Below are 14,329 nucleotides of genomic sequence, written 5' to 3' on the forward strand. Positions count from 1 at the left end.
GTCTCCTGCATCAAGCATCCTGAATGCTGCATTCACAATTCAGCGCGTTGACGCGTTGGGGGATCGCATGCATAGTGGCGGTCAAAATCGAGGGGGAGCGTTGGCATGAAGGCGGATGTGACTGCGGCGGAAGCCTTGGACGTTACTCCCGTGGTTGCCGAGGACATCCGGATCGACCGGCCTACCCTGCACGACGTCGTCGTGATCAGGGTCCGCGACATGATCATCGAAGGCACGCTGGCCGCCGGCTCCCGCATCCACGAAGGGCAGCTCGGGCAGCAGCTCGGCATCTCCAGGACGCCGCTACGTGAGGCGCTGAAGGTTCTGGCGCGCGAAGGTCTGGTCGATCTGGTTCAAGGCAAGGGAGCGCTGGTCCGCAAGCTGACCCACAAGGACGTCAAGGACATGCTGGTCGTCCTCTCGGCCATGGAGGACTTGGCGGGCAAGCTGGCCTGCGAGAATGCGTCCGACAGCGACATCCGCGAGGTCCGCCGCCTGCACGACGCCATGATGGGCTACTACGCGGTCCGCAACCGGCTGCCCTATTACAAGCTGAACCAGGAAATCCACTCCGCCTTCATCCGGATCACCGGCAACGAGGCGCTGTCCATGGTCCACACCCAGTTGCAGGCAAGGCTGAAGCGCATCCGCTTCATCGGCAACGAGAAGCCGGAGCATTGGGACGCAGCGGTCGCCGACCACGAGGAAATGATCGCGGCGCTGGAGGCGCGCGACGGGCCGAGGCTGTCCAGGGCTTTGTCCAACCATCTGGCCGAGACATGGCTCCGGGTCGCCGACTCGATCTGACTTAACAAAAACAGTCACCCGACAATCGATCAGGCCGGCTCGTCCGGCCGGAAACCTGTGGCGATAAGCCTTACGGGAGGAGGAAACATGTACCCGACGCATCCCCGCTCACCCGCCGGAACGAAGCCGGCATCCATCGCCCTGGTCGGCGCCGGAGAGTTCGGCGCAACCTTCGCCGCGCAGGTCAGGCGCATCCCGGACCTCCGGCTGCGGCTGGTCTGCGACCGCGACGCCGCCCGCTCGGAAGCGGCATTGCTGCGCGCCGGCTATCCGGCCGCCGAGATCGCCTTCTGCTCCGGCCGCGCGACGATCCTCGCGGCGATGGAGCGGGGACAGGTCGCCGTCGTGGACGATCTGGCGCTGATCGCCGACTTGCCGCTGGATGCGGTCGTAGAAGCGACCGGCCAGCCGGAAGCGGCCGCCCGAGTGGCGGAGCAGGCTTTGGGCAGCGGCTATCATCTGGCGCTCGTCACCAAGGAAGCGGAAGTGACCATCGGCCCGCTGCTGGCGCACCGCGCGAAGGCGGCAGGGCTGGTCCACACTCCCGTGGACGGCGACCAGCCGGCCCTGCTGATCGGGCTGATCGCGCGGGCCGGGATGCTCGGCCTGCCGGTGATCGCCGCCGGCAAGGCCAGCGAGTCGGACTACGTCTTCGACCCGGTGGCGGAGACGGTGACCTGCTGGGGCCGGACGGTCGAGGCGCCCGGCTACGACAGGCTGTTCGACGCCGACCCGCAAGCGGTGCTGGCCGAGCGCTTCGTCGCCGGGCTGGAGACCGGGACGGTGCCCGACCTGTGCGAGATGGCCGTGGTCGCGAACCACTGCGGGCTCGGCGCCGACCGGCCCGAACTCCACGCGCCGGTAGTTCGGACGGTAGAACTGCCCTCGGTCTTCCGGCCCGCCGAAGACGGCGGCATCCTGGGCCGGACCGGAGTGGTCGACGTCTTCGCCTGCCTGCGCCGGCCGGACGAGCTGAGCTTCGCCGGCGGGGTCTTCGTCGTGGTGGAAACGCCCGACCGCGCCACGGGGCTGCTGCTGGCCTCCAAGGGTATCCCCGCCAGCAAGGACGGGCGCTATCTGCTGCTGCACAATCCGATCCATCTTCTAGGTGTCGAAGCCCCGGTTTCCGTCCTGTCCGCCGTTCGCCAGGGGCAGTCTTCCGGCGGCGCCGACGTGAAGCCGCGAGTCGATCTGGCGGCGCGGGCGAATCGCGACCTCGCTCCCGGCGAAGTGATGGAGATGGCAGCCCGCCACGCGGTTCCTGCCTTCGATCCGCTGATTCTGCCGGGTTCCTCCCTGCGACCGGATGCGCCGGTACCGTATTATCTCGCGGCGGGGCGGCGCGTGCTGCGGCCGGTCGCCAAGGGCGCGGTGCTGACGGTCGCCGACGTCGATCTCGACGCCGACAGCGCCCTGGTCCGCCTGCGGCGCGAGCAGGACGCGGCGTTCGGGACCGCATAGGCGGGATTGGAGCGGGCGCGACAAAAAGGACGCCATCGTGGGCCGCATGGCGATCCGTGCGGAAAGGCAGCGCTGGCAACTGGCACGGGGACGCTCCAGCCGCTATGGTGCGGGGCATGGCCGATGAAGCATCCCCCAGCGCGCCGACGCGCGACCCGTCCGTTCCGCCCGCCCCCGGCGCCGCGCGTCCCCCGACAGCATCCGCGTCCGAGCGTGGCGAGGCGCCCGAAGCCCGCTGGTTCGGTTTCCGCGAGGTCGATCCCAACGCCAAGGCGCCGATGGTGCGTCAGGTGTTCGACAGCGTCGCGACCAACTACGACGTGATGAACGACCTGATGTCGGGCGGCATCCATCGGCTGTGGAAATCCACGCTGATCGAGATGATCAAGCCGCGTCCGGGCATGACGCTGCTCGACGTGGCCGGCGGCACCGGCGACATCTCGTTCCGTTTCCTGGATGCGGCGGGCGGCGGGGCCAATGCCTTCGTTTGCGATATCAACGAGCAGATGATCCTGGTCGGGCGCGACCGCGCCATCGACCGGGGCGTGCTGGACGGCGTCGAGTGGATCGTCGGCGATGCCGAGAAGGTGCCGCTGAAGAGCCGGTCGGTCGATGTCTACACCATCGCCTTCGGCCTGCGGAACGTGACCCGAATCGACGCGGCGCTGGCCGAAGCCCGCCGCGTGCTGAAACCGGGCGGGCGATTCTTCTGCCTGGAGTTCAGCAGGGTTGTCCTGCCGGTCCTGCGCGACATCTATGATCAATACTCCTTCACCGTCCTGCCCCGGCTGGGGCAGATGGTGGCCGGCGACCGGGAGGCGTACCAGTACCTGGTCGAGAGCATCCGCCAATTCCCCGATCAGGAAAGTCTGGTCGGACGAATCGAGGCGGCCGGGTTCGGTCAGGTGCGCTACCGCAACCTGACCGGCGGAGTCGCCGCGATCCATTCCGGCTGGCGGCTCTGATCCCTTTTCCTGAACCGGTTCAAAAGTCCCGATGATCCGCACGATCCGCAACCTTGCCCGCCTGATCGTGATCATGCGCACGCTCGGCCGTCACGACGCGCTCTTTCCGCATGAACTTCGGGACGTGGCGCCGGGTGTCGCGTCCTTCGCCCGCCTGATCTCGGCCAAGAACGTTTCAGGGCGGCCCGGCCAGAGGCTGGCCGCCGCACTCCGCGATCTCGGCCCCAGCTTCATCAAGCTCGGCCAGATCCTGTCCACCCGGTCCGATCTGGTGGGCGAGGCCATCGCCGCCGACTTGGCCGAGTTGCAGGACAAGCTGCCCCCCTTCCCCGCCGAAGAGGCGCGCCGCATCATCGAGACGGAACTGGGCCGGCCGATCGACGAGCTTTACGAGAGCTTCGACGAGAAGCCGATCGCCGCCGCCTCGATCGCCCAGGTCCATTTCGCCATCATCGCCAAGCGCCCGGACGGCGCCGACCCGCGCGGCGACTATGCGCGCGGCCATGACGGACGGGGAGAGCCGAACGACCCACGCTCCCGCGAGGTCGCGGTCAAGGTGCTGCGTCCGGGGATCGAGCTGGCGTTCCGCCGCGACCTCGACCTGTTCCGCTGGCTGTCGGAACTGGCGCTGACGGTTCAGCCCAGGCTGAAGCGGCTGCGTCCGGGCGAGGTGGTCCAGATCTTCGCCGACACCGTGCGGATGGAGATGGACCTGCGGATGGAGGCGTCGGCCGCCTCTGAGCTTGCCGACAACTTCCGGGGCGACGACGCCTTCAACGTGCCCAGGGTGGACTGGGACCGCACCAGCCAGCGCGTGCTGACGCTGGAGCGTATCCGGGGCATCAAGGTGGACGAGGTCGACCGCATCCGGGCGGCGGGCTTCGACCCCGACGACGTGCTGGCGCAGGCCTCATCGTCGTTCTTCAACCAGGTTTTCCGCGACGGCTTCTTCCACGCCGACCTTCATCCCGGCAACCTGTTCGTCAACGAGAGCGGCAACATAGCGCCGGTCGATTTCGGGATCATGGGCCGGCTGGACCGCGCCACCCGCTACTATCTGGCCGACATGCTGCTGGGCTTCCTGAACGGCGACTACCGCCGGGTGGCGGAAGTCCACTTCCAGGCCGGCTACGTCCCGGCCCATCAAAACATCGAGAACTTCACCCAGGCCTGCCGCGCCATCGGCGAGCCGCTGTTGAACAAGCCGCTGCACGAGATCTCCATCGGCCGCCTGCTGGCGCAGCTTCTGGCGGTGACCGAACAGTTCGAGATGGAGACCCAGCCGCAGCTTCTGCTGCTTCAGAAGAGCATGCTGACGGCGGAAGGCGTCGGCCGCGCGCTCAACCCCGACATCAACATGTGGGAACTCGCGCGCCCGCTGATCGAGGACTGGATGCGGGAAAACCGCGGTCCCGAAGCCCGCGTGGTGGACGAGCTGGAAGGCGTCATGAACGCGCTGCGTACCCTGCCCAGGGTCGTGAAGGCGACGGAGACGGCCGCTAATATGATCGTCGAAGGCGGCATCAGGCTGCACTCCGAAACGGTGAGGGAAATCCTCGACGGCACCGTTCGCCGCCGCCAGCGGATGATGTGGTCGATGTGGCTAGCTACCATGGCGGTGCTGGCCCTGCTGGTCCTGGCGGTGGGCTGAGCGGTTGGATTTGTCGGGCACACGGACTTGAAAACCAGGGCTTGATCCATGGACGCCAACGTAAGACGTCCCTGCGCGTCAAGCTGGCATTCCCCTCCCACTCTACCGTCATGCCAAGACTTGATCTTGGCATCTCCTGGCGCAAGCGTACGTAAGGACTTCAAACTGAAGTCCAGATGTCATCCCCTCATCTCCTGAAAGGAGATGCCAAGATCAGGTCTTGGCATGACGAAAATTCAAAAGTTTTCTTCTATGAAATCGAGAGCTTCTTCCTGCTCAGGACAACCTCGAAGTATATTTGCCTTACGGCGGGCTTCTTCCCGAAAGCGGGGAGCCGACGGATCAGGCACCCACACCCGCAGCAACTTCATGCCACAGCTTCGCCGGTTGACCCGATAGCGCCTGGACCGGTGGTTCCCATTAGGTGAAACTGTGTACGGCATGGCTCGCCTGTAAAACTTGAGTCGATTGCGGTACTCTAACTTTCGGCAAGCAATCCGCAATGCGAAAGCCGGCATGTGCCCGTCGTCACTTCCCCCGTGAGGGCGGCGGTGGCAGGATGCGCGCTAGCGCCAGAGCACACCCTTCCCGCAGGCACCCGGCTGATCCTCATGTCCGATCCCAAGTTCGATTTCCCCATCCTCGACGGCAAGCGCATCCTGCTGATCATCTCCGGCGGGATCGCGGCCTATAAGTGCCTCGACCTGATCCGGCGGCTGAAGGAGCGCGGGGCCAAGGTGCGATGCATCCTGACGGAGGGCGGGTCGAAGTTCGTGACGCCGCTGTCGGTGGCCGCCCTGTCGGAGGAGAAGGTCTATACCGACCTGTGGTCGCTGACCGACGAAGCGGAGATGGGGCATATCCGGCTATCGCGGGAAGCGGACCTCGTCGTGGTGGCGCCCGCCAGCGCCAATATCCTGGCGAAGATGGCGGCGGGGATCACCGACGATCTGGCGACCACCGCCCTGCTGGCGACCGACAAGCCGGTCATGGTGGCGCCGGCCATGAACATCATGATGTGGTCCCACGCCGCGACCCGCGCCAACATCGCGACGCTGGAACAGCGTGGCGTCGTCCGGATCGGTCCTGGCGTCGGCGACATGGCCTGCGGCGAGACCGGCAGCGGCCGGATGAGCGAGCCGATGGAGATCCTGGCCGCTATCGCGGGTTTCTTCCAGAAGACGGAGTCGCCGACCCATAGGCTGGAAGCGCTCGGCCCCCTGCGCGGCTGGCGGGCGCTGGTCACCAGCGGACCGACGCATGAGCCGATCGATCCCGTCCGCTACATCGCCAACCGCTCTTCCGGCAAGCAGGGGCATGCCATCGCGGCCGCCCTGGCGCGGCTGGGCGCTGCGGTGACCTTGGTCAGCGGACCGACGCAGGAGCCGGTGCCCGCCGGCGTCTCCATCGTCCAGGTCGAAAGCGCCCTCGACATGCTGGCTGCCTGTCAGGACGCCCTGCCGGTGGATGTGGCCGTCTGCGCCGCCGCGGTCGCCGACTGGCGGGTCAAGGCCACGGCGTCCCAAAAGCTGAAGAAGGAAGGCGGCAGCCTGCCGGCCCTGGAACTGGCCGAGAACCCGGATATCCTCGCCACCCTGTCGCGGGCCGGGCGGAACCGTCCTGCCCTGGTGGTGGGCTTCGCCGCCGAGACGGAGAAGGTCGTCGCCCATGCCCGCGCCAAGCTGGCGCGCAAGGGCTGCGACTGGATCGTCGCCAACGACGTGTCGCCGTCCAGCGGGACCTTTGGTGGAACGAACAACACGGTCCACCTGCTGCGTGGAGATACGCTTGAGGACTGGCCGCCGTTGTCGAAGGAGGAGGTCGCCCAGCGTCTGGCAATGGCGATAGCCGAGCATCTGGTCGGAACGGGCTGACCTTTTTTCAAAGTACGGCCTCATTCTCCTATTACATTGTGTGATATATGCGCTATCTACAGCGCATAACCATCACCTGTGGCGACCCCCGTATCTTGTCCAGCATCGAAGTCCCGACCGATCCTCGTCCCGATTTGACAGTCGCCATCGTCCGTCTGGCCCATGCCGATGGGCTGTCGCTGCCCGGCTACGCGACCGATCACGCCGCCGGCATGGATCTGGCGGCTGCCGTCACCGATCCGGTCGTGCTGGCGCCGGGCGCCAGAGCCCTGATACCGACCGGCGTCGCGCTGGCGCTTCCTCCAGGATTCGAGGCCCAGATACGCCCCCGGTCCGGTCTGGCGCTCCGCCACGGCATCGGGGTGCTCAACAGCCCCGGCACGATCGACGCGGATTACCGGGGCGAAGTCGGCGTCATCCTGATCAATCATGGCGACCAGCCTTTCACAGTCGAACGCGGCATGCGCGTCGCCCAGATGGTGGTCGCCCCCTATACCCGCGTTGCCTGGAGCCTGGCCGAAAGCCTTGAGCGGAGTATCCGCGGCGAAGGCGGTTTCGGCTCGACCGGCACTGAAACGCGCACGGATTCTCAAGGACGGAACTGATGCTGCGCATCTCCAAGAAACTGATGTTCGCAATCGAGGCGGTGCTCGACATCGCCTACAATGCCGGCAGCGAACCGGTGCAGAGCGGCGAGATCACGCGTCGGCAGGGCATCCCCAAGCGCTACCTGGAACAGGTGCTCCAGCAACTGGTGCGCGCCGGCGTCCTGGCGGGCGTACGCGGTCCGCGCGGCGGCTACCGGCTGGCGCGGGAGCGGCGACGCATCAATATCGGCGAGATCGTCCGTGTCGTCCACGCGATGGAGACGGCGTCCGATCCGGTGGAGGAACCAACCGGGTCCATTCTCGGTTTGAAAGTGGTGCGGCCGATCTGGATGCAATTGCAGGATGACTGCATGGCGCGCCTGGATGAGATCACCGTCGAGGACCTGTGCCTGCGCGCCAACCAAGCCGGAATCGAGAGCGAATCACACAGCAAAATCGATTTCAGCATTTAAATCCCTCAGTCGAGGGCATAGATTACATTTTATCTGTGCTTTTGAAATTTTCACAGTTCCAAAGGGTGGAATAAGATGGCTACTACCGAGCGCGTGCCCGAATTTCGCGGCAAGATCTACGACAGCATCCTGGACACCATCGGCGCCACGCCGCTGGTCCGCGTGCGTCGTCTGGCGGCCGAGTTCGGAGTGAAGGCCGACATCGTCGGCAAACTGGAGTTCTTCAACCCGCTTTCCAGCGTCAAGGACCGCATCGGCCTCGCCATGATCGAGGCCGCCGAACTGGAAGGCAAGATCGAGCCGGGCAAGACCACCCTGGTCGAGCCGACCTCCGGCAACACCGGCATCGCACTGGCCTTCGTGGCCGCCGCCAAGGGCTACCGGCTGATCCTGACCATGCCGGAAAGCATGTCGGTCGAGCGCCGCAAGATGCTGAAGCTGCTGGGTGCCGAACTGGAACTGACCCCCGCGTCCGAAGGCATGAAGGGCGCCATCCGCAAGGCGGAGGAGCTGGTCGCCTCCACCCCCGACGCCTTCATCACCCAGCAGTTCAAGAACCTCGCGAACCCGGAAATCCATCGCCGGACGACCGCCGAGGAAATCTGGCGCGATACCGACGGCAAGGCCGATATCCTGATCAGCGGCGTCGGCACCGGCGGCACGCTGACCGGCGTCGGCGAAGTCATCAAGGCCCGCAAGCCCGGCTTCAAGGTCATCGCTGTGGAGCCGGAAGACAGCCCCGTCCTGTCCGGCGGCCTGCCCGGCCCGCATAAGATCCAGGGCATCGGCGCCGGCTTCGTGCCGGACGTGCTGAAGTCCGACCTGATCGACGAGGTGCTGCGGATCTCCAACCAGCGCGCGTTCGAAACAGCCCGCAAGGCGGCACGGGTCGAAGGTCTGGCGGTCGGCATCTCGTCGGGTGCGGCCTTGGCGGCGGCGATCGAAGTCGGCCAGCGGCCGGAGAACGAGGGCAAATTGATCGTCGTGATCATTCCCTCCTTCGCCGAGCGCTATCTGTCGACCGCCTTGTTCGAAGGGCTGGAATAAGCTCAGGATACCGCGGGAGGACTCCAGTCGCGGAGCATCCTCCCGCGCACTCAGGTCAGAACAGATGGATTTCACGGACGCCCAGGTCGAACGCTACGCCCGCCACATCATTCTTCCGGAGGTTGGCGGCATCGGTCAGGAAAAGCTGCTGAACTCTCGCGTGCTGGTGGTCGGCGCCGGAGGACTTGGATCGCCGCTGCTGCTTTATCTGGCGGCGGCGGGCATCGGAACGATCGGGGTGATCGACGACGACGTGGTCGATCTGTCCAACCTTCAGCGCCAGATCGTCCACGACACCGGCACGATCGGCATGCCCAAGGTCGCGAGCGCCGAGGCCCGGCTGAAGGCGATCAACCCGGAAGTTAGGCTGGAAACCCACCGGACCCGGTTGACCGCCGGCAACGTCATGGGCCTGATCGCCGGCTACGACGTCGTCGCCGACGGGACCGACAACTTCGCCACCCGCTTCCTGCTGGCCGACGCCTGCCATCTCGGTCAGCGGACGCTGGTTTCCGCCGCCATGCTGCGGTTCGACGGCCAGCTATCGACCTTCAAGTCTCATCTGGGCGGCCCCAATCCCTGCTACCGCTGCATCTTCCGCGAACCGCCGCCGCGCGGCCTGATTCCAAGCTGTGCCGAAGCCGGCGTGCTGGGAGCGCTGGCGGGCGCCGTCGGCTCCGTTCAGGCGATCGAAGTCATCAAGGAAGTCCTGAGCATCGGCGAAAGCCTGTCCGGCAACCTGCTGATGTACGACGCGCTGAACACCAGCTTCCATAAGGTGAAGGTGAAACCCGATCCGGAATGCCCCCTGTGCGGCAGCCATCCGTCCATCACGGACCTCTCCGCCCACGAGGCGACGGCATGATCGACCAAAGCGGCCTGTCCCTGGTCGTCTTCGCCGGAGGGTTCGATCGCGTCCACTACGCTTTGGTCATGGCGAGCGCCGCCGCCGCGACCAACCGCAAGACGACGCTGTTCTTCACCGGCCGCGCCGTGCTGGCGCTCAAGGCCGGCGACGGCTGGCGCGAGCTCGACCCCGCCGACGACGGATCGTCGCCGCAGGAGCGCAACGCCCATTTCGGCCGCAGCGGCCTTGCCGAATTCGAGGAGCTGCTGGAAGCCTGCGTCGCCCTGGGCGTCACCGTCATGGTGTGCGAGATGGCGCTGAAGGCGATCGGGCTGGAAGCCTCGGCCTTGCGCTCCGACGTGCCGGTGGTATCCGGCGGCGTCGTCACCTTCCTGAACGACGCCCCCGCGGACGGGCGGATGCTGTTCGTCTAAGGCTTTATCTCAAGGGCCGAATGGTTGATGTGTGAGGAACGTGTTTGTTGGGCCACAGCCCAACCTACGGGCTCCTGTTTCGTAGGTTGGGCCGTGGCCCAACACATCCGGAGCGCCGATCAAACTCTTCCGCGCTCCTTCACGCCGCCCGCACCTCCGCCAAAAAGGTCTCGACCTCGTTCGCCAGTTGGCGGGCCTGAAGACTGAGGTCGCGGGCGGTTTCAAGCACCTGTTGGGCTGTCCGGCCGCCGCTGTCTATCGCCGAACTGACGCCGGCGAGGTTGGCGTTGACGCCGGATGTGAAGATGCCGGCCTGCTGAAGGTTGGCGCTGATGTCGCGGGTCGTAGCGTCCTGCTGCTCGACGGCGGAGGCGATGCCGGACGACACCTCGCTCATGCGCCTGATGAAGCCGGTGATCTCCCCGATCTCCGCCACGGTGGAACTGGCCACGTTCTGCATCTGCACGATCTGCTGGGCGATCTCGTCGGTGGCCCTTGCCATCTGGCTGGCGAGCGACTTGACCTCGGTCGCGACGATGGCGAACCCCCGTCCGGCCTCTCCCGCGCGGGCGGCCTCGATCGTCGCGTTGAGGGCGAGCAGGTTGGTTTGGGCGGCGATGCTCTCGATCACCTGGATCACCTCGCCAATCCGGTGCGCCGCCTCCGCCATGCTGCGGACGGTCTGGTCGGTCCGCTCGGCCGCCGCCACCCCCTGCCCGGCGATACCGCTGGAAGCCTGGACCTGCCGGGCGATCTCGCCGGTCGAAGCGGCAAGTTCCTCGGTGGCATCAGCCACCTGCCCCACATTCCGCGACGCCTGTTCGCTGGCCTCGGCGACGGCCATGGCTTCCGTGCGGGTCTGCTGGGTACGGGCCGCCATGTCGGCCGCTTCGCGCTGGAGCAGGTCGGACGAGCCAGTCACCGCATGAACGACGTCGCCGACCCGCTTTTCCAGCCGGGCGGCGAGATCGAGCATGGCCGCCCGCCGCTCGGATGCCGCCTGTTCCCGCCGCCCTTCCGACTGCCGGCGCTCCCGGTCCAGCGCCACCGCATTGTCGCGGAACACGATAAGCGCCGTCGCCATGCTGGCGATCTCGTCACGCCCGCCCGTCGGTACCGGAACGGTCAGATCGCCGCCGCTGATCCCGGCCATGGCATCGGTCAGCCGCCGCAGCCGGATCACGATGCCGGAGCGCACCACGAACCAGCCGATCGCCAGCACCGCGAGGATGCCAAGCAGACCCAGCACGATCATGACGGCGGTGGAGGCGGCGATGGCGCCGCGCGCCGACGCTACCGACACGTCCATCATGGAACGGGCGGCGTTCGAAATGCGGGCGACTTCCGCCCCCAGGGCCACGGCCTTGGTCCGTGCGGCGGCGTCCATGTCGGCCGCGCGCCCGAGCGTCGCGATCTCCGCCGCTCTCAGCTCGAAGATGCCTTGCGCACCGGTCCCCATCGCGACGATTTCCCGGGCCGCGCCACGCAGATCCTCCGGCATCGCCAGCATCGGCGCTTCCATCCGCGCGGCGGTGCTCTCGAAGGCGGCGCGTTGCTCCTTCAGACGCTCCACGGCGCTTTCATTGGCGGCGGCCGCGATCAACCCGACCAGCAGGTTCGCTTCGCCGCGCAGTTCCAGTGCCGACCGGAGCGTCGCGACCTCGTTGGCGACAAGACCGGCGACCTGCTTGCCACCTTGCAGGATCGTCCGTGAACTGCCGGTCACCAGGTTGAACGATGCATCGTCGGCAATCTGCGATAACTGCGCCACGAGCTGGTCGCTGATCGCCGCCATGTCGCGCAGCACATCCTGGCGCCGCTTGGCGGCGTTGCGGCGCTCGGTATCGCCCGGGGCCGTGTTCGACAGCTCCTTCCTGCGCGTGGCGAACACGTTGTCCTCGCCACGGCCGTACTCCAGCAAGGCATCCACCAGGAAGATGGCGCCTTCAAGATCCGTCGATTGAGGCAGCTGCCTGAGCCCGGACGACAGATGTTTCGCGGTAGTGTCGAACCGCCTGGCGAGCGACTGAAGCGGCCCGGCATCCTGAGCGTTGACCGCTTCGATCAGAACAGCGCCCACCATATTGACGTCGGACAGCATCTCCAGCGATATCCGGACCGCCGCGATCTCGCCGTTGACGAGTTTGTCGATGGCGACGCCGTTGTCCCGGACCACCTGTCCCGTGCTGCGCTCCAAAGATCGCGCTCCTTCAGCCACGGCTTCGTCCGTGCGGTCGAGCAGGTTCAGATGGACGGTCTTCACGTTTTCCATGATCGCCAGCCTCAGCAGTTCCATCCGGTCGAACTCCGACATCTTCCGTGAGATGTCGATCAGTCCGGAGCGCATCTCCCGCGCCGCCTGATCGAAGTTGGCGACGGGTATGGTGTCGATGGTTTCCAGCTTGTCGAGTGCGGTGCGCACGGCCGCGAACTCCACGTCGACCCTGGCGGCGGCGGTGGCCCTGGTCGCGGAATCCGCAGCCGAACGAAGTTCCGGAGCGATCGCCGTCAACCGCAGCGCCCCAGCCTCCAATGCGGCAGAAGCTTCCAGGGCCAGAACGCCATGATCGGTCATATCCGCCAAGCTTCGCTCGATCTGAACGAACGAAAGGTTGGCGGCCAGCCCGGCCGCGACGGTCAGGACGGCGGTCGCGGCGAAGGCGGCGTACAGGCGGGTGCCGATGCCGTCACGCCGCCGGACCTCGCTATACTCGACCTTGGACGGAACCGGAGACGAAGCACGAACACGGTTAGGTTTCGACACAGGCAATTTATCCCCACCCTCGATAAATAGTTCTTTTCGAACGAACTATTTTACATCGTTAGAGAATAAATTATTGCTCTTTTTAGGCAAACTCATTCTTTTGATGGGCATCCTAAACTAAAGGCGTGGTCTACCCCGCCTCCAGCATCCTCCGAACGCCGCCGGCCTTGTCTGGATAGCGTGACGATCGATGTTGAGTATGGAGCATACAACCCGGTACACTGCCGACATCGCAAGGAGAGGGAGGCGCATGACAGGTTCGGCGGACCTGAGTGAGGAAAAGCTGGCGCAGATTCGCCAGGCATTGCGCAATCACCTTCTCTTCACTGCCGGCAAAGGTGGCAAGCGATTGAATTTGATGGCGAACAACATGTCCAACTTTGTCCTGGAGGGGTTTAATTTCTCCAAGGCTTCGCTGTTGTTCTGCAATCTTTCATACTCGAATCTTCAGAAGGCACGCTTTCGCGATGCCGACCTGACCAACAGCCTTTTCGTCCGCAGCAATCTGGCCAACGCGGATTTCTCCGGCGCCACCCTGGATGGCGTGAAGTTCCACTTCACCGATGCACGGGATGCGAAGCTCGACGGCTCGACCATGCGCCAGGGCTCGATGATGATCTTCCCGAAGAGCGAGGCCGGCGGCACACCGGTCAGCCAGCAGGCGAAGACGGTGGTCCAGGTCACCGACCTGTCCAATTCCAACTTCGAGGGCGCTTCGCTCAAGGGTGCGCACATGTCCAACTGCATCCTGCGCAATGCCAACCTGCGGAACGTCGACCTGACCAATGCGAACCTGAAGGGCGCCGACCTCGAAGGAGCCAACCTCCAGGGCGCCCTGCTGAAGGGCGCCAACCTGATGAATGTGAAAGTCAAGGATGCCGTCCTCGACCTGACGCCCGAGGTCTTCGACATCCTACGCTTCAACGACGATTTCGTCCGCCATGTCGATAGCGTGCGGGAGATCAACAACTCCCTGCGAGCTCATGAGAAATGGGTCAATTCCCGTGGGGGCGACGGCCAGCGGCTGGACCTTGCCGGCCGTTCCTTGCGCGGTGTCGATCTCACCGGCAAGAACCTGGCGGCCATGTCGTTCGCCGGCGCGGATCTGTCCGGTGCGAAGCTGGCGAGGGCGGTCCTGAGCGCCAGCGACTTCACCGGCGCCATTATCCAGTACGCCGACTTTTCCGGCGCCGACCTGCGGGGCGCCAACTTCACCAACGCGTCGATCGTCTTCTCCGACTTTTCCGGAGCCGACTTCTCGCCGCTCGAATTGCGGAGCGGCGGCGGTCTGCCGACCCGGTTCAGCGGGGCGACGATCCGGAACAGCAACCTGTGCGGCCTGGGCCTGACGGCCTGCCCGGACGATGCCGCCGTCTGCAAGGACTGCGACTTCAATCCGGTCAAGCCGTGACCAAGGTT

The 14,329-nt window shown here is 65.6% G+C and carries 13 protein-coding genes; 11 read left to right on the forward strand and 2 right to left on the reverse strand.

Annotated elements, in window-relative coordinates; translation table 11 throughout:
- Positions 1 to 105 precede the first annotated feature (105 nt).
- The 4 genes from N826_RS25555 to ubiB all read left to right on the forward strand — a co-directional run bounded on the left by N826_RS25555 (position 106) and on the right by ubiB (position 4,884).
- Positions 106 to 807 carry a GntR family transcriptional regulator gene (locus N826_RS25555; protein ID WP_044433381.1) on the forward strand — a complete coding sequence of 234 codons (702 nt, stop codon included), beginning with the start codon at positions 106 to 108 and terminating at the stop codon, positions 805 to 807.
- A gap of 87 nt (positions 808 to 894) precedes the next feature.
- Positions 895 to 2,268, forward strand: coding sequence for a hypothetical protein (locus N826_RS25560; protein ID WP_044433382.1), 1,374 nt, complete (start codon positions 895 to 897; stop codon positions 2,266 to 2,268).
- A gap of 116 nt (positions 2,269 to 2,384) precedes the next feature.
- The gene (gene ubiE / locus N826_RS25565; protein WP_244619506.1) at positions 2,385 to 3,233 is read left to right on the forward strand and encodes a bifunctional demethylmenaquinone methyltransferase/2-methoxy-6-polyprenyl-1,4-benzoquinol methylase UbiE; all 849 of its coding nucleotides are present in this window, start codon (positions 2,385 to 2,387) and stop codon (positions 3,231 to 3,233) included.
- A gap of 31 nt (positions 3,234 to 3,264) precedes the next feature.
- Positions 3,265 to 4,884 (forward strand): 2-polyprenylphenol 6-hydroxylase, encoded by a 1,620-nt coding sequence (ubiB, locus tag N826_RS25570; RefSeq protein WP_044433385.1) that lies wholly within the window; start codon positions 3,265 to 3,267, stop codon positions 4,882 to 4,884.
- A 236-nt stretch (positions 4,885 to 5,120) separates the two neighbouring features.
- Here the strand turns inward: ubiB and N826_RS46005 are convergent, their stop codons facing one another.
- On the reverse strand, positions 5,121 to 5,402 hold the full coding sequence (locus tag N826_RS46005; RefSeq protein ID WP_211099384.1) for an antitoxin MazE-like protein: 282 nt from the start codon (positions 5,400 to 5,402) through the stop codon (positions 5,121 to 5,123).
- Positions 5,403 to 5,495: 93 nt separating this feature from the next.
- Here N826_RS46005 and coaBC point away from each other — a divergent pair, with 93 nt between their 5' ends.
- The 6 genes from coaBC to N826_RS25600 all read left to right on the forward strand — a co-directional run bounded on the left by coaBC (position 5,496) and on the right by N826_RS25600 (position 10,146).
- Positions 5,496 to 6,758: a bifunctional phosphopantothenoylcysteine decarboxylase/phosphopantothenate--cysteine ligase CoaBC gene (coaBC, locus tag N826_RS25575; protein ID WP_044433387.1), complete on the forward strand. Its 1,263-nt coding sequence runs from the start codon at positions 5,496 to 5,498 to the stop codon at positions 6,756 to 6,758.
- A 95-nt stretch (positions 6,759 to 6,853) separates the two neighbouring features.
- Complete coding sequence (gene dut, locus N826_RS25580; RefSeq protein ID WP_425600605.1) at positions 6,854 to 7,363, forward strand: dUTP diphosphatase; 510 nt, start codon at positions 6,854 to 6,856, stop codon at positions 7,361 to 7,363.
- Entirely contained in the window at positions 7,363 to 7,818 is a 456-nt protein-coding gene (locus N826_RS25585; protein ID WP_044433389.1) for an RrF2 family transcriptional regulator, read from the forward strand. The genes dut and N826_RS25585 overlap by 1 nt, the downstream gene beginning before the upstream one ends.
- 75 nt (positions 7,819 to 7,893) lie before the next feature.
- On the forward strand, positions 7,894 to 8,865 hold the full coding sequence (gene cysK, locus N826_RS25590; protein WP_084721185.1) for a cysteine synthase A: 972 nt from the start codon (positions 7,894 to 7,896) through the stop codon (positions 8,863 to 8,865).
- A gap of 64 nt (positions 8,866 to 8,929) precedes the next feature.
- A complete protein-coding gene (locus N826_RS25595; RefSeq protein WP_044433391.1) occupies positions 8,930 to 9,730 on the forward strand; it encodes a HesA/MoeB/ThiF family protein in 801 nt (266 codons plus the stop codon).
- Positions 9,727 to 10,146 carry a DsrE family protein gene (locus N826_RS25600; protein ID WP_044433393.1) on the forward strand — a complete coding sequence of 140 codons (420 nt, stop codon included), beginning with the start codon at positions 9,727 to 9,729 and terminating at the stop codon, positions 10,144 to 10,146. The genes N826_RS25595 and N826_RS25600 overlap by 4 nt, the downstream gene beginning before the upstream one ends.
- Positions 10,147 to 10,285: 139 nt before the next feature.
- Here N826_RS25600 and N826_RS40510 read toward each other — a convergent pair whose 3' ends face one another.
- Positions 10,286 to 12,910, reverse strand: a complete 2,625-nt coding sequence (locus N826_RS40510; RefSeq protein ID WP_052832043.1) for a methyl-accepting chemotaxis protein — start codon at positions 12,908 to 12,910, stop codon at positions 10,286 to 10,288.
- A 250-nt stretch (positions 12,911 to 13,160) separates the two neighbouring features.
- Between N826_RS40510 and N826_RS25610 the strand changes: the two genes are divergently transcribed.
- Positions 13,161 to 14,321, forward strand: coding sequence for a pentapeptide repeat-containing protein (locus N826_RS25610; RefSeq protein WP_044433395.1), 1,161 nt, complete (start codon positions 13,161 to 13,163; stop codon positions 14,319 to 14,321).
- The last annotated feature ends 8 nt before the right edge of the window (positions 14,322 to 14,329 follow it).

The sequence above is a fragment of the Skermanella aerolata KACC 11604 genome (assembly GCF_000936425.1).
Taxonomy (GTDB): domain Bacteria; phylum Pseudomonadota; class Alphaproteobacteria; order Azospirillales; family Azospirillaceae; genus Skermanella; species Skermanella aerolata.